Origin of the sequence: Roseovarius atlanticus (assembly GCF_001441615.1) — a bacterium.
Taxonomy (GTDB): domain Bacteria; phylum Pseudomonadota; class Alphaproteobacteria; order Rhodobacterales; family Rhodobacteraceae; genus Roseovarius; species Roseovarius atlanticus.
This window is the reverse complement of the sequence record NZ_LAXJ01000018.1, coordinates 67556-90238: the sequence shown is the minus strand read 5'-3', so window position 1 is coordinate 90238 and position 22683 is coordinate 67556. Positions and strand designations below refer to the sequence as shown.

General features: G+C 64.3%; 23 protein-coding genes and 1 tRNA gene. 8 read left to right on the top strand and 16 right to left on the bottom strand.

What is annotated here, in order from left to right:
• Genes XM53_RS15295 through XM53_RS15285 form a run of 3 tightly spaced genes read right to left on the bottom strand, consistent with a single transcriptional unit; the run spans position 1 to position 2997 of the window.
• On the bottom strand, positions 1–963 hold the full coding sequence (locus tag XM53_RS15295) for a Bug family tripartite tricarboxylate transporter substrate binding protein (protein WP_057794845.1): 963 nt from the start codon (positions 961–963) through the stop codon (positions 1–3).
• 43 nt (positions 964–1006) lie between these two features.
• Positions 1007–1471 (bottom strand): tripartite tricarboxylate transporter TctB family protein, encoded by a 465-nt coding sequence (locus XM53_RS15290; protein ID WP_057794843.1) that lies wholly within the window; start codon positions 1469–1471, stop codon positions 1007–1009.
• Positions 1468–2997 (bottom strand): tripartite tricarboxylate transporter permease, encoded by a 1530-nt coding sequence (locus XM53_RS15285; RefSeq protein ID WP_057794841.1) that lies wholly within the window; start codon positions 2995–2997, stop codon positions 1468–1470. The genes XM53_RS15290 and XM53_RS15285 overlap by 4 nt, the downstream gene beginning before the upstream one ends.
• 100 nt (positions 2998–3097) lie before the next feature.
• On the opposite strand from XM53_RS15285, the gene XM53_RS15280 reads away from it, so the two are divergent.
• Positions 3098–4129 (top strand): LacI family DNA-binding transcriptional regulator, encoded by a 1032-nt coding sequence (locus XM53_RS15280; RefSeq protein WP_057794839.1) that lies wholly within the window; start codon positions 3098–3100, stop codon positions 4127–4129.
• On the opposite strand, the gene XM53_RS15275 is transcribed toward XM53_RS15280, so the two are convergent.
• The 10 genes from XM53_RS15275 to XM53_RS15230 form a co-directional block, all read right to left on the bottom strand.
• Positions 4130–5125, bottom strand: a complete 996-nt coding sequence (locus XM53_RS15275; RefSeq protein WP_201455428.1) for an NAD(P)H-quinone oxidoreductase — start codon at positions 5123–5125, stop codon at positions 4130–4132.
• 6 nt (positions 5126–5131) lie between these two features.
• The gene (locus tag XM53_RS15270) at positions 5132–6520 is read right to left on the bottom strand and encodes a hypothetical protein (protein ID WP_057794837.1); all 1389 of its coding nucleotides are present in this window, start codon (positions 6518–6520) and stop codon (positions 5132–5134) included.
• Positions 6513–7340, bottom strand: a complete 828-nt coding sequence (locus XM53_RS15265; protein WP_057794835.1) for an SDR family NAD(P)-dependent oxidoreductase — start codon at positions 7338–7340, stop codon at positions 6513–6515. The genes XM53_RS15270 and XM53_RS15265 overlap by 8 nt, the downstream gene beginning before the upstream one ends.
• Positions 7337–8839 (bottom strand): tripartite tricarboxylate transporter permease, encoded by a 1503-nt coding sequence (locus XM53_RS15260; protein ID WP_057794833.1) that lies wholly within the window; start codon positions 8837–8839, stop codon positions 7337–7339. Before XM53_RS15260 ends, XM53_RS15265 begins: the two co-directional genes overlap by 4 nt.
• A gap of 3 nt (positions 8840–8842) precedes the next feature.
• The gene (locus XM53_RS15255) at positions 8843–9364 is read right to left on the bottom strand and encodes a tripartite tricarboxylate transporter TctB family protein (RefSeq protein ID WP_057794831.1); all 522 of its coding nucleotides are present in this window, start codon (positions 9362–9364) and stop codon (positions 8843–8845) included.
• 80 nt (positions 9365–9444) lie between these two features.
• Positions 9445–10428 (bottom strand): Bug family tripartite tricarboxylate transporter substrate binding protein, encoded by a 984-nt coding sequence (locus XM53_RS15250; RefSeq protein WP_057794829.1) that lies wholly within the window; start codon positions 10426–10428, stop codon positions 9445–9447.
• Between the two features lie 54 nt (positions 10429–10482).
• Positions 10483–11196 carry an SDR family NAD(P)-dependent oxidoreductase gene (locus XM53_RS15245; RefSeq protein ID WP_057794827.1) on the bottom strand — a complete coding sequence of 238 codons (714 nt, stop codon included), beginning with the start codon at positions 11194–11196 and terminating at the stop codon, positions 10483–10485.
• Positions 11193–11963 carry a citryl-CoA lyase gene (locus tag XM53_RS15240; RefSeq protein ID WP_057794825.1) on the bottom strand — a complete coding sequence of 257 codons (771 nt, stop codon included), beginning with the start codon at positions 11961–11963 and terminating at the stop codon, positions 11193–11195. The genes XM53_RS15245 and XM53_RS15240 overlap by 4 nt, the downstream gene beginning before the upstream one ends.
• Before the next feature lie 3 nt (positions 11964–11966).
• On the bottom strand, positions 11967–13478 hold the full coding sequence (locus XM53_RS15235; protein ID WP_057794823.1) for a class I adenylate-forming enzyme family protein: 1512 nt from the start codon (positions 13476–13478) through the stop codon (positions 11967–11969).
• A 14-nt stretch (positions 13479–13492) separates the two neighbouring features.
• Entirely contained in the window at positions 13493–14302 is an 810-nt protein-coding gene (locus tag XM53_RS15230) for an IclR family transcriptional regulator (protein WP_057794821.1), read from the bottom strand.
• Between the two features lie 268 nt (positions 14303–14570).
• Here XM53_RS15230 and XM53_RS15225 point away from each other — a divergent pair, with 268 nt between their 5' ends.
• From XM53_RS15225 to XM53_RS15205, 7 genes are all read left to right on the top strand, one after another.
• A complete protein-coding gene (locus XM53_RS15225) occupies positions 14571–15080 on the top strand; it encodes a methanogen output domain 1-containing protein (protein ID WP_201455429.1) in 510 nt (169 codons plus the stop codon).
• Positions 15073–16242, top strand: a complete 1170-nt coding sequence (locus XM53_RS15220; protein ID WP_160321398.1) for a sensor histidine kinase — start codon at positions 15073–15075, stop codon at positions 16240–16242. The genes XM53_RS15225 and XM53_RS15220 overlap by 8 nt, the downstream gene beginning before the upstream one ends.
• Positions 16235–16672 carry a response regulator gene (locus tag XM53_RS15215; RefSeq protein WP_236544523.1) on the top strand — a complete coding sequence of 146 codons (438 nt, stop codon included), beginning with the start codon at positions 16235–16237 and terminating at the stop codon, positions 16670–16672. Before XM53_RS15220 ends, XM53_RS15215 begins: the two co-directional genes overlap by 8 nt.
• Positions 16673–16764: 92 nt before the next feature.
• The gene (locus tag XM53_RS15210; RefSeq protein ID WP_057794816.1) at positions 16765–17508 is read left to right on the top strand and encodes a heparan-alpha-glucosaminide N-acetyltransferase; all 744 of its coding nucleotides are present in this window, start codon (positions 16765–16767) and stop codon (positions 17506–17508) included.
• Positions 17509–17703: 195 nt separating this feature from the next.
• Positions 17704–17973: a DUF3489 domain-containing protein gene (locus XM53_RS22565; protein WP_082631044.1), complete on the top strand. Its 270-nt coding sequence runs from the start codon at positions 17704–17706 to the stop codon at positions 17971–17973.
• Positions 17970–18410 carry a DUF2924 domain-containing protein gene (locus tag XM53_RS22560; RefSeq protein WP_082631043.1) on the top strand — a complete coding sequence of 147 codons (441 nt, stop codon included), beginning with the start codon at positions 17970–17972 and terminating at the stop codon, positions 18408–18410. Before XM53_RS22565 ends, XM53_RS22560 begins: the two co-directional genes overlap by 4 nt.
• Before the next feature lies 1 nt (position 18411).
• Positions 18412–20034 (top strand): recombinase family protein, encoded by a 1623-nt coding sequence (locus tag XM53_RS15205; RefSeq protein WP_057794814.1) that lies wholly within the window; start codon positions 18412–18414, stop codon positions 20032–20034.
• A 168-nt stretch (positions 20035–20202) separates the two neighbouring features.
• Here the strand turns inward: XM53_RS15205 and XM53_RS15200 are convergent.
• The 3 genes from XM53_RS15200 to XM53_RS15190 form a co-directional block, all read right to left on the bottom strand.
• Positions 20203–20277, bottom strand: a tRNA-Glu gene (locus tag XM53_RS15200).
• Positions 20278–20379: 102 nt separating this feature from the next.
• On the bottom strand, positions 20380–22122 hold the full coding sequence (recJ, locus tag XM53_RS15195; RefSeq protein WP_057794812.1) for a single-stranded-DNA-specific exonuclease RecJ: 1743 nt from the start codon (positions 22120–22122) through the stop codon (positions 20380–20382).
• Entirely contained in the window at positions 22119–22682 is a 564-nt protein-coding gene (locus tag XM53_RS15190; protein ID WP_057794950.1) for an isochorismatase family protein, read from the bottom strand. Before XM53_RS15190 ends, recJ begins: the two co-directional genes overlap by 4 nt.
• Between the last annotated feature and the right edge of the window lies 1 nt (position 22683).

Sequence of the window (22683 nt, the reverse complement as noted above, 5' to 3'; positions counted from 1 at the left end):
TCAGAGACCGGAGAGCAGTTCCTTGAGGGTTTCCTCGCGGGCGGCCCACATCTCGATCACCTCGTCGCGGGTCATGACGTGCATGGGCGAACCGCCAGCTTCCATCTTGCCCTTGACGCGGTCGTTCTCGAACATGGCGGGGACGATCTCGGCCAGCTTGTCGATGATCGGCTGGGGCGTGCCCTTGGGCACCATCACGCCGCGGAAATTGACCGAGGCGTTGTCGATGTCGTAGCCCTGTTCCTTCATCGTCGGCACGTCGGGCAGGAAGTCGCTGCGCTCGTTGTCGAACACGCCGAGGATCTTGACGTTGCCGGCCTTTTCGGCGCGGAAGGCGTCGGACAGGTTGTTGACCCCGCCCAGCACGTCGCCGGCGATGACGGCCTTCATGGCGCCGGCACCCCCCGCGTTGTTGGGGATGTAGGCCAGTTTGACGCCTGCGGCCTTTTCAAGCTGAAGGGCTGCGATGTGGTGGCCGACATAGAGCCCGGCGCCGGAGAAGGTGAGGCCGCCGGGGTTTTCCTTGGCATAGTTCACCACGTCTTCCATCGAGTTGAACTGGCTGTCGGCACCGACGACGAAGACCGCAGGGTCGGCGCCCCAGTTGGCGATGGGCTCGAAGCTGTCGGTACTGTAGTCGACGCCGCCCTCGATGGACTGGGCGATGAAGTGGGGCACGTTGTAGGCCCCCAGGGTGTAGCCGTCGGGCTCAACCTGCGTCGCGAGCCAGTTCCAGCCGACGCGGCCGCCCGCGCCGGGCTTGTTGACGATGGCGATGGGCATCCCCAGAGCGTCTTCGTTGCCGGCCGTCATGGTGACGATGCGGGCCTGAAAGTCGGTGGCGCCGCCGGCGCCGTAGCTGACCATCATCATGACGGGGCGCTCGGGGTAGTTGTCCTGTGCCGTAGCGGTGCCCGCCAGGCCCATGAGCGCAATGGATGCGGCTGCGATCAGTTTCTTCATTTTTGGGTCCTCCCTTGGAAAGTTGTCTTTCGCTTCTTGGTTTTCAGAAAAGGATCTCTCGCGGGGTGAAGACACCCAGGAGCAATGCAAAGAGACCGTACATCACGGCCAGGAAACCGGCCGTGATCAGCACCCGTTTGACCCATGTACGCGCCGCGCCGTGAGGGGCGGGATCGTAGAGGGACAGCAGGATGAAAAAGGCGATGGTGGACGCGGTGTAGAAGCCCAGGGTGGGCGCGGCCCAGAATACGTAGATCAGCAGGACCACGATGCCGGGCAGGATGTTCAGCGTCGCGATGCGGCTGAGGCCGGGTCCGACGCGGGTCTTGCCCAAGAGCGCCTTGCCGAAGGTCCAGAGCGCCAGCGCCACGAAGGCCACCGAGATGATGCGCGGAAACAGAAAGGCGCGCGCGGGTTCGCCGGTGAAGCTGAGCCAGGCGACCCAGATGCCGACAAGGGCGACAAGGCCGCTGGCGAGGATGTGCTGGGTGCGGGGGCGGTCGGTCACGTGGTCCGCTCCTGTTGTTCGAGGGTGTCTTCCTTGCTGAGATAGCGGCGCTGGCGCAGTTCCATCCAGACCGAGTAGGCGATGGAGGCCACGACGATGCCGATCAGCGTGAGGTTGAGCGCGCCGGTGAAGAAGTAGGCGCCCATGCTGGAGGTGGCGTTGGCGATCATGGCGCCCTGCACGAAGTTCGCCTCGGCGATGGGGCCGAGGATCAGGCCCAGGACCAGCGGTGCTGCGGAAAAGCCGAAGCGTTCGAGGAAATACATGCCGGTGCCCAGGGCGGCCATGATGTAGACATCGCCCATCGAGGTCTGCACTGAGTAGCTGCCGAAGACGGCGAGGGCCAGCACCACGGCGGCCATGACCGCGTTGGGGACCTGCGCCACGCGGGCCGCCAGCCCGGCCACGTAGAGGCCGAAGACGCACATGAGGATCTGGCCGATCAGCATGGAGTTGATGAAGGTCCAGGCGACATCGGGGTAGTTCTCGAAGAGGTCGCTGCCCGGAAAGATGCCGTGGATCAGCAGGCCGCCCAGAAGCACTGCCGCGGTTGGCGAGCCGGGGATCGAGAGCGTCAGCAGCGGCACCAGCGAGGGGCCGACCATGGCGTTGTTGGCACTTTCGGCGGCGATCACGCCTTCGCTGTGGCCGGTGCCGAATTTCTTTTGCTCGCGGCTGGTCTTGCGGGCCTGGTCATAGGCGACGAGCCCGGCGATCTGGCCGCCGACGCCGGGAATGAGGCCGATGAAGGAACCGGTGAGCGTGCCGATGCTGAGGGCGCGCGACCGCCGGAAAACCTCGCGGATCGAGTCCATGATGGGGCTTTTCTCGACTTTGAGCACCTCGGCGTCGTGCTGATGCCGGCCCTTGGCGAACATGGTGATGACCTGCGGGATCGCGAAAAGGCCGATGAGGGCGGGGATGATGTTGATGCCGCCGGACACGCTGGAGTGGAAGATGAAACGCTGGGCGCCCATGACGTCGTCGAAGCCTATGGTGGCGAGCCAGAGCCCGATGCAGCCGGATAGCAGACCCTTCACCACCGAGCTGGAATCGAGCGATCCGATGACGGTGACGCCGAGGATCGCCAGCCAGAACAAATGCGACGGCCCGAAGGCCAGCGCCCATTCGGCGAGCACGGGCGTGAGGAAGATCAGCAGAAGCACGCCGAACACGCCGCCGATGGCCGAGGAGATGAACGACAGTTGCAGCGCCCGCGCGCCCTGGCCGTTCTTGGCCATCGTGTGCCCGTCGAGCGTGGTGGCGATGTTGGCGGGCGCGCCGGGGATCTTGAGGAGGATGGCGCTGACCGCGCCGCCCGCCACCGTCGAGGTATAGGCCGCGCCCAGAAGGATCAGGCCTTGCGTGGCATCCAGCTTGAACGTGAAGGGAATGAGCAGGGCCACGGCCATTGTCGGCGACAGGCCCGGCGTGGCGCCCAGGATCAGCCCGCCGATTGTGCCGATCAGAAGCAGCATGAAGTTGAACGGCGTGAACACGTCGCCGAAGTAGAACAGGAACTCCAAGCCGTATCCTCCCAATGGCTTGTCGTGATTGACCTGAAAGGGTATGGGATGAAAACAATATTGCAAATGTTTTCATTATTGGCGGGAATAGGCTGGTCAAGTGGCTGATAAAGCGAGGAGAAAGGCCGATATCATTGCCGTGGCAAAAGCGGCCCGCGTGTCGCCGTCGACGGTGTCGCGCAGCTTCAATCATCCGGACCTCGTGAAGGCCACGACTCGGAAAAAGATCGATGCCGCGGTGCGGCGGCTGGGCTATATCCGCAACCGTGCGGCGCAGACGATCCACGGCATTCGCAGCGGCACGATCGGGCTGATCGTGCCGACAGTGGACCAGGCGATTTTCGCTGAATTGATCCAGAGTTTTTCTGAAGCGGTGGAGGAGTTGGGGTTCACGATCCTGCTGGCCTCGCACGGGTTCAACCTGGACCGTGAATACAGCTTGACGCGCAAGATGCTGGAGCATCGGGTGGACGGGGTGGCGCTGATCGGTATTGCGCATACGCAGGACACGCTGGATTTGCTGGCGCAACAGGAAATGCCGACGCTGCTGCTGTGGAGCTTTTCGCTCGACGCGCCGTTTCCCTGCGTGGGGTCGGACAATTACGCCGCCGGGGCGTTGATCGCGCGGCATGTGGCGGGGTTGGGGCACCGGCGCGTGGCGGCGATGTTCCCGCCGACAGAGGGCAATGACCGGGCGTCCCTGCGCTTTGCCGGGGTGAAGGATGCGCTGGCCGAGGTGGGGTGCAGTATTCCCGAGGCGTGGCAATTGGTGGCGCCCTACAGCGTGGCGACGGCGAAAAGTGCGGTGGAGGCGCTGATTGCCGAGGGCGACCTGCCGACGGCGATCATCTGCGGCAACGACGTGCTGGCCTGGGGCGCGCTGCACGCACTGAACCGCGCCGGGATCGACGTGCCGGGGCAGGTGACGGTGACGGGGATCGGAGACTTCAAGGGCTCGAAGGAGTTCGAGCCGTCGCTGAGCACGGTGCGCATCCCGGCGCGCACAATCGGGGCGCGGGCGGCGGAGGCCATCGTGCAGCTGACCACGTCGGAAGAGGCGGTGGACGTGGCGGCGCTGATCCCGCCCGAGATCATGGTGCGCGCGACGAGCGGGCCGCCGCGCGCGCAATAGCTATTCGGTCACCGACAAAACGATCTTGCCGACGTGACCGCCGGCCTCGAGCTCTGCATGAGCGTCGGCGGCGCGGGCGAGGGGATGGACGGAATTGATCACCGGCTTGATCGCGCCTTTTTCCAGCAGAGGCCAGACCTGCGCCAGCAGGTCGGCGGCGATGAGGCCCTTTTCCTGCGGCGTTTGCGGGCGCAGGGTGCTGCCGCAGAGGGTCTGGCGCTTGCGGATCATGCCCTCGATGTCGATTTCCGTCTTGCCGCCGCCAAGAAAGGCGATGATGACCAGCCGCCCCGCGACGGCGAGCGAGGCGAGGTTGCGGTCGAGATAGTCGGCGCAGATCATGTCGAGGATGACGTCAACGCCGCGGCCGTCGGTGAGGCGGGCGATTTCGTCCTCGAACCGGGTGGATTTGTAGTTGATTGCCTCGGTGGCACCGAGATCCCGGCAGGCGTGGCATTTCTCGTCGATGCCGGCGGTAGCGTAGACGGTGGCGCCCATCGCGCGGGCGATTTGAATGGCGGTGGTGCCGATGCCGCTGGCGCCGCCGTGGATCAGGACGGTTTCACCCTCGGCCAGACGCCCGATGCGGAAAAGGTTGGTCCAGACGGTGAAATAGGTTTCGGGCAGGGAGGCGGCCTCGACCGCCGAGAGGCCGGAGGGCCAGGGCAGGACCTGTGGGGCGGGGGCGACGCAGTATTCCGCGTAACCGCCGCCCGCGACCAGAGCCACGACCTTGTCTCCCACGGCGAAGGACAGGACGTCGTCGCCGCAGGACACGACCTCGCCCGCGACCTCAAGCCCCAGCACCTCGGTCACGCCGGGGGGCGGGGGATAGCCGCCCTGGCGCTGGCGCAGGTCGGGACGATTGACGCCGGCGGCAGCGACGCGGATAAGCACTTCGCCCGGGCCGGGCCGGGGCACGGGGATGTCACGGGCTTGTAGTACCTCGGGACCGCCGGGGCGTGTGGCGAAGACGGCTTGCATGGTCTGGGGCATAATGGGTTAACCTTGTAGTGATACAACTGTGCAGGTGGCGAGGAAGAGGCCAAGCGCCGCCAGCGACAGCACGGTGAGTTTCAGGTTGCCGCCGCGCAGGAGCGGGGCCGGTTCGAGCTGCATGATGCGGGAGGTGATCAGCACATTGGCGGTGAAGGGCGTGGAGGCCGCGGTGAGGCCCCAGCCGATGATCGCGGCCAGCGCCAGCCACACCAGGGCGGGTTCGGGCACCAGCGGGTGCAGGACACCCAGAAGGATGCTGGCCGAAACGATGGGGTTGAGCGCCATATGGCCGCCCAGGACCATGCCCGACGGCACCAGTGCGATGAGTGCGGGCACCAGCGCATCGGGGGGTGCAGGCAGGGCGCCGTCGAAGGTGGCAACGAACCAGGCGATGACCGCGCCCAGAAAGCCCGCGCAGGAGACGATGACGATCTCGTTGACGCCGCTTGCCGCGGTTGCCGACAGTTCGCGGTGCAGACCGGGGGCGAGTTGCGCTGCGACCTGGATGGCCCACCAGGCGAGCGAGAAGCCAAGGACCGCCAGCAGCACCGAGGCCGGCATCGAGAGGTCGGCGGCCACGTGCAGCACGAAGGCCACCGCCACCAGCAGGGCGACGCGGGCGACGACGCGCAAGAGGATGATCTGATCCGGCATGGGCGGCATGGCGCGTGAGATGGTGGGCTGATCGGCGTCGGGGGCCGGGGCCGTGCGGGTGCCGCGTGAGGCCAGATAGCCCGCGCCGAGATAGAGCGCGGCAGCGACGAGGCCATAGGGCAGGATCTGGAAGTAGTCGACCTCGGGCAGGATCGACAGGGTGATGATCGTCGAGAGCGCAAGCGGCGACCACATTGGCATGGCGCCGAAGCCGCGCAGCATCGAGAGGGTCAGATCCTCTACCGCGTTCTGTTTTTCGAGTGTCTCGCGGGTCTGGGCGAGCAGCGTGGCCATCAGGCTGGCGGCGCCGAAATTGAGAAAGATGGCGAAGATGTGCGTGCCGAGCGTAACGAAGAGATAGCGTGCGCCGCGCGGGCGGTTCGCGACCACAGCGGCGGCCTTGCGGATGTCGGGCGCGCGCGAGGCGGCGCGGCTGAGCAGGCCAAGTGCCACGAGGAAGGCGGCGAGAAAGGTCATCCGTCCGAGGCCACCCGTGGCGTCGATCCAGCCGCCGGCCCAGCCCCAGAGACAGAGCCCCAGCACGAGGCCTCCGATGATCCACGCGGGGCGGTTGAGGCCGCGGTGGTTGAGCAGGGCGAGCGCCAGCAGGACGAATACGGTGGGAATGTCCGGCACCGGAACGACGATCGCGGCAGCGCCGGCGACCAGCAGGTAGAGCGCCAGAGCCGGGTTGAGGATGTCCCGGACGCGACCGGCTATCACGGGCGCCTTAGCCATCGACGGCCTGACGGATGCTGGCCGACAGGCCGCCGTCGACCACAAGTTCGGTTCCGGTGATGTAGCCCGCCTTGTCGGAGGCCAGGAACACCGCCGCCTCGGCGATGTCCCAGGCGCTGCCCATGCGGCCCAGCGGGCATTGCGCGGCGCGGGCGGCGCGCATCTGCGCCTCGGTCCGGTCGCCGTAGCTATTGGCCAGCGTGACCCCGATGCGAGGGGTGTCGATGAGACCCGCGATGATGGAATTGACGCGGATGTTGTCGGGTGCAACTTCCACCGCCAAAGCGCGGGCGAACTGGTTGGCGCCGGCCTTGGTGGCGGAATAGGCGAGGTGGGGATAGCCCACGTGCCGGATCGACGCGATCGAGGAGGTGACGGTGATGACGCCTCCGCCGCTGGCACGCATCATCGGGATGGCCGCCTGCGCGGCGACGTGCAGCGAGGTGAGGTTGGCGTCGCTGATGCGGCGCCAGTCGGCGGCCGTGGTGTTTTCGGACGGTCCGCTTTTGCCCAGGCCCACGTTGCAGTGCAGGATGTCGAGGCGGCCGTACCTGGCCTCGATCCCCGCGATCAGGGCGGTGACGCTGGTGTCGTCGAGGACGTCGACCGTCGCGGCCTCGGCGCTGCCGCCTGCGTCGGTGACGTGGGTCACGGTTTCGCGGGCCGATGCGAGGTCGTTGTCGGCGGCGATCACGTGGGCGCCTTCGCGCGCGAGGCAGATGGCGATGGCCCGCCCGATGCCGATACCCGACGCGATGGAGCCGGCGCCGATCACCAGCGCGACGCGGCCCTGAAGGCCCGCCCCCGACACGCCGGTCATGCCGACCCCGAGCGCAGGGCGTCGCGCTTGGCGCGGGTGGCGCGCAGCTCGCGGCGGATGCCGACGAAGGCCGACAGGATGGTGATGACGATGAAGATCCAGCAGATCGGGCTGCGGAAGAAGATGGTGATATCCTCGGAAATGAGGAAGGAGCGGCGCAGGTTGTCCTCGAAGAGCGGTCCGAGAATGAAGCCCATGAGGAAGGGGGCCGCGGCCATGTCGATCTTCATCATGATGTAGCCCAGCACGCCGAAGGCCAGCATTACGCCCACGTCGAACATCTGGCTTTGCACGGCGTAGCTGCCGAAGACGCAGAACATCAGCACGATCGGGAGTAAGATGTGGCGCGGAATGTCGGCGATGCGGGCGAAGTAGCGGATCGCCAGCTTGCCCGACCCCAGAAGGACGACGGAGCTGAGCATGATGCCGATGAAGATGGCATAGATGATGGTGATGTTGTCCTGGAACATCAGCGGGCCGGGGGTGAGGCCCTGGAGCATGAAGGCGCCCAGAATAACCGCCGTTACCACGTCGCCCGGGATGCCGAGCGCAAGGAGCGGGATGAGCGTGGCACCGGCGACGCCGTTGTTGCCGGCCTCGGAGGCGGCGACGCCCTCGATATTGCCCTTGCCGAAGGTTTCGGGCGACTTCGAGGTGCGGCGCGCCTCGCCGTAGGACAGGAAGGCCGCCGCCGTGGCCCCGGCACCGGGGATGGTGCCGATGATGACGCCGATGAAGCTGCCACGGATGATGGTGACAAGGCTGGATTTCAGCTCGGCCAGACTCACGCGGCTCTTGTCGGCGGTCTTGACCGTGAAGGGCGCGACCTTGCGCACGTAAAAGTCGATGACCTCGGGCAGGGCGAAGAGGCCGATCAGCAGCGGGATGTAGCTTACACCGCCCATGAGGTTGAAGTTGTCGAATGTGAACCGCTGGGTACCGTAAACCAGATCGAGTCCGATGGTGGAAGTCAGCAGGCCCAAAAGGCCCGAGATCAGCCCCTTGGTCAGGGACGAGCCGGAGATCGAGATCACGACGGTCAGCGAAAAGCAGATCAGCCAGAAATATTCCGGCGGGCCGAAGGCGAGCGCGAGGCCCGCTATGAGGCTGGCGAAGAAGATCAGCGACAGGTTGGACAGGAAGTCGGCGATGCAGGACGCGTAGAGCGCCATGTTGAGCGCCTTGCCCGCCTGTCCCTTCTGCGCCAGCGGATAGCCGTCAAGCAGGGTACAGGCCGCTGCCGGCGTGCCGGGGGCGCGAATGAGGATCGCGGTGATCGAGCCACCGAAGACGCCGCCTTTGTAGACGCCGACCAGAAGCAGGATGCCGGTGACGGGATCGAGGTTGAAGGTGAAGGGCAGGGCGAGGGCCACGGCCATCGTGGCCGTGAGACCGGGGATCGCGCCCACGGTGACGCCCAGGCAGACCCCGGCGGTGATCGCCAGAAGGTTGCCGAGCGTGAAGAACATCTCGAAGCCGGTTGCGATATTCTCAAGCATGGATCACATCCAGTCTTCGAAGAGGCCCATCGGCAGGGGCACCTGCGCGACATGGGCGAAAAAGAGATAGACCAGCACCGGCACACCGATGCCGACGCCAAGAAGGATGAGCGGGCGGCGTTCGCCGCCGATGGCCATGAGGGCGATGGTGACCAGCATGGCCGTCAGGGGCATCCCCAACCGGTCGGGCAGCAGCAGGTAGATCAAAAGCAGACCGACGAGCATGAGCACGCGGCTCTTCCAGCGCGGGTGCGTTCCGAGCGAGGCTTCATCCTCGCCGGGGATGTGCGCGGCGAAGATGGCCTCGAGCAGGTGGATCAGGGCGAAAAGGCCCACGCCGGCGGTCAGTACGTAGGGCAGGAAGGCCGGCGAGAGCGGCAGGTGCTTGACCGAGGCGGGTGTCGTCACCCCGGCGGGGATCACGACGAAGGCGAAAACCGCAGAGGCCAGAAGCGTGAGAGCCGCGAAGATGATTTCGCGGCGGCGTCCCCGGCGGGCGTCGGTGTCTGATCTGGTGTCGCTCATGGCTGGCCCTCCTCCCGTGCCGCCCGATTTGGCGGGGCGGCCCCTTGAAGGGGCCGCCACCTGTATTCATGCAGACCGGATTATTCGACCGTGACGCCGGCCTCGTCCACGACGGTTTTCCAGCTGGAAAGCTCGCTCTCGATATACTTGGCGAAGTCTTCGGGGCTGCCGCCCTCGATGCTGGCGCCGCGGGTGTCGGCGAACTTCTTGAAGCTGTCGCTGGTGATGACCTCGTCCAGCGCCTCTGACAGGGTCGCGACGACGGCGTCGTCGGTGCCGGCCGGGGCGAGGATGCCGAACCACGAGCGCGCAGCGAAGTCGTCAAGCTCCGCGATGTCCAGCTCGTCGAGCGTGGGCACGTCGCCCAGTTGTTCGGAGCGTTCCGGCGTGGTGACCGCCAGCGCGCGCAGAGCGCCCGACTGGATATGCGGCATGGCCGAGGGCAGGTTGTCGAACATCACGTCGACGTCGCCGGACAGGAGCGCCGGCACGGCCTCGCCGCTGCCGCGGAAAGGCACGTGGGTCATGTCGGCGCCGGTGCGGGCCTTGAACATTTCGCCCGAGAGGTGGATCGAGCTGCCCACGCCCGAGGACCCGAAGGTCATGTTCTCGGATTTGGCGGCCTCGAGGAATTCCTGCGCGGTCTGGTAGGGGCTGTCCTTGTTGACCACCATGACGTTGGGGATCGACATGATCAGCTTGACCGGTGCGAAATCCTCGACCGGATCGTATTGCAGGTTCTTGTAGACCGCGGGCGCGATGCCGTGCGACGAAACCTGCCCCATGAAGAGCGTGTAGCCGTCGGGACGGGCATTGGCCGCCTGGGTCGTGCCCAGCGTAGCGCCGGCACCGGGGCGGTTTTCGACCGTCACGGTTTCGTCCAGCACCTGGGACAGGCCGTCGGCCACCTGACGGGCCAGGATGTCGGTGGCGCCGCCGGCGCTGTAGGGGACGATGATGGTGATGCGCTTGGTGGGATAGTCCTGCGCCATGGCCGTGCCGCCGAAGGCCAGCATGGCGGTGGCGCTGACGGCGCCGATCAGGGTTCTGCGGTTGAGTTTCATCTTGGTCTCCTCCTTTGATGAAAAGTCTTGTCTTTCCTTGTGTCCGGATGGTCTTCAGACGGATCCGATCGTCATGCCTCCGCAGACGTAAAGGACCTGTCCGGTCACGAACCCCGCCCTTTCCGAACAGAAGAACGACACGGCGTCGGCCACGTCCTCGGGGGTTCCGGTGCGTTTCATGGGCACCGTCGCGATGATTTTCTCGGTGCGCGGGTCGCCGGGCGGGTTCACCTTGTTGAACAGCTCGGTGGCGATGGGGCCGGGACCGAGCGCGTTGACGGTGATGCCGTGCCGGCCCAGTTCCAGCGCCCAGGTCTTGGTCATGCCGTGCAGGCCGGCCTTGGTGGCCGAATAGGCGGTGCGCAGCTCCTTGCCCAGGGCCACGCGGCTGGAGATGTTGACGACGCGGCCCAGCTGCGCGTCCTTCATCGACGGCAGGGCGGCTTGCAGGCAGACAAGCGGGGCGCGCAGGTTGACCGCGGCGACCTTGTCGATGGAATAGGGGTCGGTCCCTTCCACGTCGGCGGGCTCGACGATGCCGGCGTTGTTCACGAGCCGGGTCACGCGGCGGCCGTCGCAGAATTTCTCCAGCGCGGCGCGGGTGGCCTCGACGTCCGACAGGTCCAGTTCCAGCACCTCCTCGGCGTGGTCATGCTCGGGCGTGATGCGATCCACCACGGCGACGCTGAGGCCGTCGGCTTTGAGCCGCTCGGCAATCGCCGCGCCGATGCCGCGGGCGCCGCCGGTGACGATGGCGAAATCGCTCATGCGTCGTCCTCGAACGGGATGGCCTTGTCGATCGTCTCCCAGATGAAACGGCCGGAGGGCTTTTGCTGTTCCTCGGCGATATGCGCCACGAGCCCTGCGGCACGCGAGATCACGGCGAATCCGCGCATCAGGGTCACGGGAATGTCCATGTCGCCCAGAAGCGCGGCGGTGGCGCCGGTGGCGTTGATTGTGATGTGGCGGTCGAACTCCGCGTCGACGGCGGCCGACAGGGTTTTCAGCGCGCGCAGGTAGCGGGGGTTGTCGGATTCTTTCTCGCCGATCTCCAACAGCTTGAGCGCGCGGGGGTCGTCGGGGCGGTGCAGGTGATGGCCGAAGCCGGGCAGGTGGGCCTTGCGGGCCCGGTGTTCGCGCACGATCTCGGCGGCGCGGGCGGCCTGCGCGTCGGCGTCGAGGTCGACCAGTTCCGACAGCAGGCGTGCGTTGTTCTCAATCGTGCCGACGAATTGGCTGCCGACGGCCAGAAGACCGGCCGCAACGGCGCCCTGAAGGTTTTCGGGGGCCGACATGTAGATCGACCGGGTGGTGATGGCGCTGGGCGTCAGCCCGTGTTCCATCATCACGATCAGGATTGCGTTCATCACCCGCTTCTGGCTGGGCGATACCGGGCGGTTCAGGATGTGCTGCATCATCACCGCGACGAAATCGCTGTCATCGGTCAGAAGCTCGTCCACCAGGTTGTGGTTGCGATAGAAGATCTCGGTGTCGGTATAGCGGCACAGCGAGGTGGTGGGGGCGGGCTTGGACATGGATTATCCTTTCTCGAACGCGGCTGCGTGCTCTTCGGCGAGCTGGTTTTTCTGAAGCTTCCCGATAGCGTTGCGCGGCAGGCTGTCGCGGAATGCGATGGACTTGGGCGTCTGGACGGGGCCGAGGCGCTCGCGGATGAAGGCGATGATCTCGTCGCCGGTGACGGCGTTGGCATCGCGGACCTGCACGGCGGCATGAACCGCCTCGCCCCACTTGTCGTCGGGCACGCCGTATACGGCGCAGTCGATGATTTCGGGGTGTTCGCCCATCACCGTCTCGACATCCGCCGGGTAGACGTTGAAGCCGCCGGTGATGATCATCTCCTTGGCGCGGCCCCGGATGAACAGGTAGCCTTCCTCGTCCTTCTGGCCCAGGTCGCCGGTGTGCAGCCAGCCATCGACCAGCGTCTTGGCCGTGATCTCGGGCTGGTCCCAGTAGCCGGTCATCAGAAGGTCGCCGCGTATGACGATCTCGCCGGTTTCGCCGGGGCGCAGGATCTTGCCCGCCTCGTTCATGATCTCGACCTGGCTGAGCATGGTCTCGCGCCCGACCGAGGCGCGCTTGGCCGGGTCCTTGAGTTCCTCGGCCGAGATCATCGTGGCGATCTGGGGTGCCTCGGTCTGGCCGTAGGTGGAGGCCAGGCAGGCGCCGAAGATGTCCTGTGCGCGGCCGATGGCGTCGGGGCGCATGGGCCCGGCCCCGTAGATCAGGTTCTTGAGATGCGCGTAATCGGCATCGCGCACGCCGTCGAGCTCCATCAGCATGTAGAGCACCGTGGGCGGCACGAAGGTGGTGGTGATCCGGGCGTTTTGCAGGAAATCCAGGGTCTGCTCGGGGCGGGGCCGGTCGAGCAGGACCAGCGTGCCGCCAGTGGCGAGCGTTGGCAGGATGTAGGTCGAAGTGCCGTGGGTGATGGGCGCGGCGGCGAGGTAGCGCTGGCCCTCGCCCAACGACCATGCGGCGATCTGGGTCGCAATGTTGGTGTTCCACGCGCGGTAGGGCTGCATGACGCCCTTGGGCAGGCCGGTGGTACCGCCGGTGAATTTGATCGCCTGTGTGGCGTCGAGCGGCATGTCGGCAAGCGCGGGCGCCTGGCCCATGTGTTTCTGGACAAGGTCGCCGGTGCTGCCCGGGCCACCGGCGGGATCGGAGAACAAAAAGGTGGTCTCGGCGCCGGTCAGCTTTTCGGCGGTTTCTGCCTGGACGATGACGATGCTGGCGCGGGTGAAGCCGACTGCGCGCACAAGCTCGGCGCTGGCGTTCATCGGTTGCAGCGGAACCCAGACCTTGCCCGCGGCCAGAACGGCCAGCCAGCACACCAGGTGGTCGATGGTGTTGTAACAGCAGATGCCGACGCGGCTGCCGAAGTCTGGGTCAAGCTCTTGCAGGCCGGCGGCCAGCGCCTGAACGCGGGCGTGCAGCTGGGCATAGCTGAGCGCCTCGTCGCCATGTTCGACGGCAATGTGATCGGGCCAGAGGCGCGCGGCGCGGTGGAAGAAGTGAATGGGATACATGGGTTGTCTTTGCCTTACGTCGTGAAACCCGACCGTGCGATGGCGCGGGTCATGACCGATACGATGTCCTTGCGCCGCTTGGGCGCGAGGCGGGATTTGAGCGCCGCGACAGAGATGGCCGCGCGCAGCTGACCCGATTGGTCGAAGACGGCGACGGCGATGGCGCCGACATCGGGGATGATGATGGAGGCGTTGATCAGCCAGCGATGCTCGCGCCAGTGCCGCACCATGCGGCGCACGTCGGCGGCGTTGAGCTCGCCATAGCGGCTGTAGATGTCGGCGCTGGCGGCGATCTGGCGGTCGCACTGGTCTTCGGGCAGAGCAGCGAGAAGGGCGGCACTGCCCGCGCCCACGCCGAGCGGTCGCCGCGCGCCGACCTGAAGCGTGTTGGCGCAAAGCGCGTGGGTTTCGCCCGCCGCATCGATGCAGAGCGCCTCGTCGCCGAACGGCACGGAGAGAAAGGTGGTCTCGCCGGTTGCGGCGGCGATTTCGGCAATGGCGGGCCGCAATTCCATGCGCAGGGGATCGAACTGGCGTGGCGAGCCCGGGGCGCCGGCTAGATCGAACAGGCCGATGCCAAGGGTGTAGATCTTGGAATAGGGATCGAAGCTGAGCAGGCCGCCCTCGACCAGGCCCTGCAACAGCCTGCGGGCGGTCGCGGTATTGAGGTTGGCCTTGCGCGCCACGGTCGAAAGGGTGACGCCGCTGGCGTTGCGGGCGGCCACGATCGGCAGCAGACGGATCGCCTTGGCCAGCGATGTCTCGGCTGTCCTGGCACTCTCCTCAGTGGATAGAGTGCCGGTTTCCAGGCCGGTATCGGTCATGTGTCCTCCCTTGCGAAGCCGGTTTGTTGCCGGTTTCGGAAACAGACCGTCGTGGCCAGACAGCCGGGAGTCCAGAGCAAAGTGTTCAATATATGGAAATTTATTATCAAAATATGACATTTAATAATTTATATATCTGATATAAATAACAAAAAAGGATTGATGAAATTCGTGATAGCTTCCCAATAAGAGCGATCGGTCTTCGGGTTTCGTTAATCCATTGGCGCTAAGCTGACAGGCGAGGGCCAGCGCTATGCAGGAGTTCGCTATGGAGATGTCGCCGATCGCAGGTGCGGATGAGGTGATCACACGCAACCGGGACCAGTTTCTGCGAGAACTGGTGAGCGAACTGGCGAACGTGTTGGAATCCCGCGTCGGCCTGGAAGCGGCCGAAGGCTTTATCGCGCGGGTCGGATCGCAGATCGGCGAGACGATGAATGAAGAGTACCGGACGATTTTCGGCACCGAGGCGCTGGATGCAAAACAGGTGGCGCAGGCCCTGGTTGATCTAAAGAGCCGGATCGAGGGCGGGTTCAGGATAGAAGCGATCTGCCCCGACCGCATCGTGCTGACCAATTCCGCTTGCCCCTTCGCGGGGCAGGTCGATGGTCGCGAATCGCTGTGCATGATGACGACCAGCGTGTTCGGTCGAATCGCGGCCAGCAACCTGGGCTATGCACGGGTCGAGAAGACGGCGACCATAGCCCGTGGTGATCCGGGCTGTCGTGTGGTCATTCATCTGACCGAAGGTGAGGCGGGCCGAGAGTTCTTTGGCTGAGGCGGCACGACAACTGCCCGCGGAAGTCAGCGCCTTTCGCGCGTTGCCGAAACACGTGATGCTGGTCGACCGTGCGGCCCGTGTTCAGGCGGTAAACGCCGGAGTGGAAAGGCTGTTGCAGCGGCTTTTCGTGAACAGGCCAGTACCGGCAGAATGGGCCTTGCCCGATGTTTTCGAGATTTCGCGCGAGAAGGCGTTGCGCGAAATGATCATCGCGGCCTCGGGCGACGGTATGCTGTTGCCGCTGCGTGCCGCGACCCCGGGATTGCCGCGCCGCATCCGATTTCGCGTGGGTGCGATCCGGGATAGTGGCCGGGAAACGAACGGGTTCGTTCTGGTCTCGGAAAGTGTGGATCCGCTTGGCAAACCGTTTCGCGAGTTGAACGCCGAACTGGAAAACGCCAATGCAGAGGCGCGGCGCGAACGGCAGCATTGCCGGGTTTTGCAAAAGGCCAATGACGATCTGAACGCGGCCAACGAGGAACTGAAATCGTTTGCCTACGCGGTGTCGCACGACCTGAAATCGCCGGTGCAGACAGTGTCGATGCTGTTGTCCGAGTTGGATGACTGCGGCAGCGGTGCGTTGGACGCTGAGCGGTCGGAGCTTGTCGGCATGAGCCGCGAAACCCTGTCGCGCATGTCGGTGCTGATCGAGGATCTGTTGCGCTACACGCAGTTGATTGGATCTGAAAAACCACTTGCACCATGTGCGCTGGAACGGACTGTCGAAGAGGTGATCGCCGATATCAGGGCAGAGATCACGAGCGCGGGAGCGCGGGTGCTGACCGGCGCTTTGCCAGTCGTGCAGGGCGACGCGGTCATGCTGCGTATCCTGTTTCAGAACCTTTTGTCGAATGCGATCAAATTCCGGCGTCCCGACCGCCGCCCGGAGATCGTGATCGGCGCCGGTCTGCCTGATGCGGAAGGAAGTGTGAGCATCACGGTGGCGGATAACGGCATCGGGATATCGCAGGAACACCGCCGCCATGTCTTCGATCTGTTCAGCCGGCTGCACCGGCATGATGAGATACCCGGCAGCGGGCTGGGCCTGACGATGTGCCGGCGGATCGTTCAGAATTTGAACGGCACGATCGAGGTCGATGAGAACGCGGGCGGCGGGTCGATATTTACCATCAGACTGGGAGCTGCGGACGATGACTGACCTGGGTGCCAAATCGGATGCGGCCATTGAAACCGTCATGCTGATCGACGACGATACGTTCTTTCACGTGGCCTGCGAGCGGTTGATGCGCCGCAGCGGGCTGGTTAAAAAACTGCTGGCCTTTCCGATGGCCGAAGACGCTCTGGAGTTTCTGGCGCGGCCCGACCGGCCTGAGATCGACGTACTGTTTCTGGACGTCAACATGCCGCGCATGAACGGCTTTACGTTCCTGGAAGAGGCGGTGGCGCGGTTCGGCAAGGATTTCTGCCGGATGATCATCGTAATGCTGACCTCGTCGGTTGATCCACGGGACGTGGAACGGGCCAGGCAGTTCCGCGCCATTGACGAATTCGCCAACAAGCCGCTGGTCCAAGCCCAGATCGAAGAGATCGCAGCGCGGCTGAAGTCTGGCGGCAGACCGGCCGCCTGACCATCGGTCACCGGATGAAGCGGGTCTGCTGAGGTCGATCGGGTAACAGTTGCGGGTCTTCGGACGGACGTTGGGCAGAGCAGGGTCACCGCATGACCGAGCGCATTCACGCAATTGACCTCGCGCGTGGTCTTGCGCTGGTTGCGATGGTGATCTTTCACCTTTTCTATGATCTGACGATGTTCATGGTCTTGCCATCTGACACCATGAGATCAATTTTCTGGCAGGTCTTCGCGAGCCTGACCGCGGGTACATTCATCTTCATCGCGGGCATCAGCTTATGGCTGGCTCACGGCGACCGGGTCAGGTGGCGCAGCTTCGCGAAAAGGCTCGGTATCCTTGTTCTCGCATCCTTCACGATCAGCATCGCGACGTACCTCTTCGCGCCCCAAAGGTTCATCTACTTCGGCATACTCCATAGCATTACCCTGTCGAGTCTTGTCGGTCTCCTCTTTCTGAGGTGTCCGATCTTCCTGGGCTTAATGGTGGCCGGTTTTTGTTTTCTTCTGCCGTCGATTTACGAGAGCGCAATCTTCGACAGGATTTGGTTACTCTGGACAGGCCTATCACAGACCCGCCCACCTTCGATGGATTACGAACCGTTCTTTCCTTGGTTTGGTGTGTTTTTGCTGGGAGTGATTACGGCCAGATTCTTCAATATCGAAAGTCTCTCGAGGGATGCAAACCACTTATCGCCGGCCCCCCGCGCAGCTTCGGCAATGTTGGTTTTTCTGGGCCGCAATTCCCTGTTGGTCTACTTAGTCCACCAGCCGTTACTACTAGCCTTGCTTTGGATTGGAGTGAAAGGCATAGACGGCCTTCTTGTTTGGCAATGATAACCGCTTCTGTTTCGCTTTCCGGACTTTGCCGGACCTCGCAGCGAAAGACCGCTTTCCGCCCTCCTCAGACATTCCACTCGACTTCTCCAGCATACGAAGCAGTACTGACCTTGCCGTCGAAATCGCCCGGAAGCGCCGGGCTCCACTCAGTACAACACGCCGAATATCCCGGCCAAATGAGTGGAGAGGAACATGTCAGACAAACCAAAAACTGAGACGCAAACCAGCAAAGCAAAAACCTCTATGAAAAGCCGTCGGGTATCCCGATCTGAACAACTTCGGAAACTCCTACGACGCAAGAGTGGTGCAACATGCGCCGAGCTTCAGGAAAAGTTCGGTTGGCAGCCCCATACAGCCCGTGCGGCGATCTCCGGTCTTCGAAAGGCGGGAGAATGCATCGAACGCAGTGCCGGTGAGGGCGGAACGGTCTATCGAATTACCGAGCGGCCGGCGAACGCATGAGCGCGCCTTCGAAACCCAACGATCTGGCCGAAACGCTCGGTCAGATCGCGCGCTTCAGCCGAGCCGATTGCATCGCGGCCTGGACCAAGGCCTTCAACTCGTCGCCGCCAAAATACCTGTCGGTACCATTCATGCAGAGAGTATTGGCGCACGACCTCCAGTGCCGCCGGTTGGGTGGCAGTGCAGCAGCGACACGTCGAGCTCTGAAATCAGCCTTGGCAGGTAATGGGGCGACGCCCGCCGCACCGGTCTTGAACGACGGCTCTACGCTGGTGCGGGAGTGGAATGGCAGGGTCTATCGCGTTCAATCCACGGCTGATGGATATGTCCTCGACAACAGGAATTTTACCTCGCTCAGCGCGGTGGCACGGCATATCACCGGCGCACATTGGAGTGGCCCCCGCTTCTTTGGACTGACATGCCCGAGGCAGTCCTGACATGCGTCGGACACGCTGTGCCATCTACACACGTAAGTCCAGCGAGGAGGGGCTCGAGCAGGAGTTCAACTCCCTGGATGCGCAGCGCGAGGCGTGCGAGGCGTACATCGCCAGTCAGCGCCATGAAGGCTGGGAACTGCTCGACAGGCGTTATGATGATGGCGGCATTTCGGGTGGTCACCTGGATCGACCCGCGCTGCAACAACTCATGCGCGATGTCGATGACAAGCACGTCGATCAGATCGTCGTCTACAAGATCGACCGGCTCACGCGATCTCTGGCGGACTTTTCCAAACTGGTAGATAGCCTCGACAGGGGGGAAGCATCTTTTGTGTCCGTCACGCAAAGCTTCAATACAGGCACCAGCATGGGCCGGCTAACGCTCAATGTGCTGCTGAGTTTTGCCCAGTTCGAGCGCGAGGTGACGGCAGAGCGCATCCGCGACAAGATCGCGGCCTCCAAACAAAAAGGTCTCTGGATGGGAGGGAACATACCGCTGGGATACGATGCCGACGGGCGCATTCTGAAGGTCAATACAGAGGAAGCCGAACTGATCAAGGTGCTGTTCGATCTCTACGAAACGCACGGCGCCTTGAACGTGGTCACCAGAAAGGCTGCGGAAGCTGGTGTTCGTTCGCGCAAAAGGCAAGGCAAAGCGGGCCAGTGGCGAGGCGGGAACGTGTTGTCCCGAGGTCACGTACATCACATTCTGACAAATCCGATCTACGCCGGACGCATTCCCCACAAAGGCCGGGTCTACGAGGGGCAGCACGAGGCTATCATTGACACGGAGAGATGGGAGCGAGTCCAGGTGCAGCTTGCCCAGAAGGCGCCTGTCATCGCGAACACGCCCAACCGGAAAACCAAACCTTCACCCCTGACGGGAAAGTTGTTCGATGAGCACGGAATGCGTCTCGCGCCATCGCACACGAGGAAGAACGGCGAGCGCTATCGATACTATGTCTCGCGCGATCTGGTGACCGGCAGGAAGGACGACAGTCGGAGTAGGGGATGGCGATTGCCAGCAGATAAACTGGAGGCTTTTGTGAAGCAGGCAGTACAGCGCCATCTCCGAGACAACGCGAATGTATGGATCGCGCAATCCAGGAACGTCGAAGCGGATCGACAACTTCAGAGGCACTTGGCTGACCAGGGGTGGATGCTGGAGACCATCGAACGGGCCGTGATTGGTGAAGGAAATATGTCAATAATCTTGAAGCCCGAGCCGATTGTGACCCGACTTGATCTACCCAATGTCTCAATCGATGCTTCGGCACTGACATTCGACACAACGTTCACGATGCGACGGCGCGGCATGGAGGCTCGGTTTGTGTCGGGCGACACTGCAACTGAGCGAGACGCGTCACTAATCGCAAACATCGCACGCGCAACTCAGTGGCTGGAATGGATCAAGTCAGGCCAGACGCTGGATGAGATTGCCGATGCCGAAAGCACCACGAAGAAGCGTGTTCAACAGACGCTGAACTTCGCATTCCTTGCCCCTGACATCGTGCGCGATGCTCTCGCCGGCAGACAGGCAACAGGTCTGACTTCAACCTGGGTCGCGACACATGAGCTTCCAACGGACTGGAATGAACAGCGGTCGTTGATCGCAAGACTCTGAGTCCACACCAAACTGGTAAGACAAAAATGCGCGGCTGAGACACTCGGGCATTTTACCGACAGATCGTCTGGCCAATTCCGTCTCTACATTCCTGAACAGGTCGCAAGTCCCTAATTTTACGTGATATTATCACGCAAACTGGTAGAGGGTCAGTATGGTGGGTGTGGGTGGCAGCCCGTAGGGGAATCGAACCCCTCTTTCCAGGTTGAAAACCTGGCGTCCTAACCGATAGACGAACGGGCCATGCCGTGGCGTGAGCGTGTAACTATGAAAAAGCCGCGACCGGCGCAAGAGGATTCTTGCATAATTTTGCGGGCATCGCAGAGGCCGCCCGGCAGGCGTGGATCATACGGCAAGCGCGGCGTCTTCCAAGCGCAGTTGCACCGTCTGGCGCCCGCCCCAGGTGTTGATGTCAAGGCGTCCGGCCAGGTGAAAGCGCGCGCCGCCGTGCTGTTCCAGCGCTTGGCCCATCTCGCTGTCGTAGGCGCCGAAAGCGATGGCATCAACGCTGGGGCCGATGCCGTCGCCGAAGCGGAACTTCAGATGGCTGTCACCGACTCGCTTGGCGAAGGTGATGCCCATGTCGCAAAAGGCATAGCGGGGGCCGGGGGCGCCGGCGCCGAACGGTCCGGCCTGTTCGATCTGCTCCACCAGTTCGGGGGTTGCGGCACCGGGCATCAGAAGGCCGTCGAGCGCGAGGTCGGCAGGGCCGGAGCTGCCCGCGCCCTGACGGGCGAGGAGGTCGGAGAGGCGCGCCATCGCGGCCTCGAGCTTGTCGCGGGCCACGGTCAGGCCGGCGGCCATCTTGTGCCCCCCGCCCTTGAGCAACAGGCCCTCGGCAGCGAGCCGCTGAATGGCGTGGCCGAGATCGACGCCGGAGACCGAGCGGCCCGAGCCCTTGCCTTCGTCGCCGCTCATGCCGATGACGATGGCCGGGCGATTGGTGGCTTCCTTGAGGCGCGAGGCCACGATTCCGACGACGCCGGGATGCCAGCCTTCTCCAGCGGCCCAGACGAGCGGCGCGTCGAGGCCCCGCGCTTCGGCTTGGTCCAGCGCGGCGGCGCGCACGGCGGATTCGACGTCGCGGCGTTCGGTGTTCAGTTCATCGAGCTTTTCGGCCAGTGACATCGCCTCGGCGGGGTCGTTGCAGGCCAGCAGGCGCGCGCCGAGATCGGCGCGGCCCACCCGGCCGCCGGCATTGACGCGCGGCCCGAGGACGAAACCGAGGTGGTAAGCGGTGGGTGCCGTGTCGAGCCGCGCCACGTCGCCCAGGGCCACCAAGCCGGGGCGGCGGCGCTGCCCCATGACAGCCAGGCCGGTGCGCACGAAGGCGCGATTGACGTCGCGCAGGGGGGCGACGTCGGCGACGGTGGCAAGTGCCACGAGGTCGAGCATCGACATGAGGTCGGGGCCCTGCCTGCCGGCTTCGCGCAGTTGCCGTCCGGCCTCGACCAGCATCAGGAACACGACGGCGGCTGCGCAGAGATGCGCAAGGTCGCCGCTTTCGTCCTGCCGGTTGGGGTTCACGACCGCGAGGGCCGGCGGCAGCGTTTCGCCGCCGAGGTGGTGGTCGAGCACTACGACATCGGCGGCGGTGGCGGCGGCAAGGGCCTCGTGGCTGAGCGTGCCGCAATCGACGCAGAGAATGAGGTCATGCGCGGCGGCCAGCTCGGCCATCGCGGCGGCGTTGGGGCCGTAGCCTTCGTCGATGCGGTCGGGCACGTAGAGCGTGGCCGCCACGCCCATCTGGCGCAGGCAGTCGATCAGCAGGGCCGCCGACGCGCCGCCGTCGACGTCGTAGTCGGCGAAGACCGCGATCTTTTCGCGCCGCTCGACTGCCTGAAGGAACCGGGTGGCGGCGGCTTCCATGTCCTTCAGGCTGCGCGGATCGGGCATGAGGTCGCGCAGCTTGGGATCGAGATATGCGGTGGCGTCAGCGGAGGCCACGCCGAGACGCGCCAGCGTCTGGCAGAGGGCGCGGGGCAGGGTGGTGTCCTGGGCCATCGCCTCGGCCAGGCGGTCGGTTTCGGGGGTGGGGCCAATCCAGCGGCGCCCGGTCAGCGAGCGCGCGACACCGAGGTAGCTCATGAAAGGTCGCGCAGGATCGCGGCGACGGAGCGGGCGCGGCAGAACTCGCCATGCAGGTGCGAGACGGCGGTTGCGTGGATCGGTTCGGGATCCATCGGCGACAGATCGGGGTTCCAGCCTGTGTCGGCGGAAAACGAAAAGGCGGCGCAGGCGTCGTGCGCCAGTGTCACGTCATAGCCGATATTGTCGGCCCAGCGAACGTTGGTGGACACGCAATGCGGCGTGGTCAGCCCGCACATCACCAGTTCGGTTGCGCCGAGATATTCCAGGTGCGCGTGAAGCGCGGGGTCGACGAATGCGGAATTGGTGGATTTCTCGAACACCGGCTCGCCGGTCAGCGGCATCATCTGCGGTTTGAATTCGCATCCACCGGAGTCGGGATGGATGGGGCTGCCGACGACCTTGCTGCGATGCAGAACGTGGCAGATGGGGCCGCCACGGTCGCGCCACGCCGACAGGAGCTGTGCCGCACGATCCTCGGCGTCAGGATTGTTGCGCGCGCCCCAGAAATCGGCCTCGAAGCCGGTTTGGAAGTCGATCAGGACAAGGGCAGGTAACATC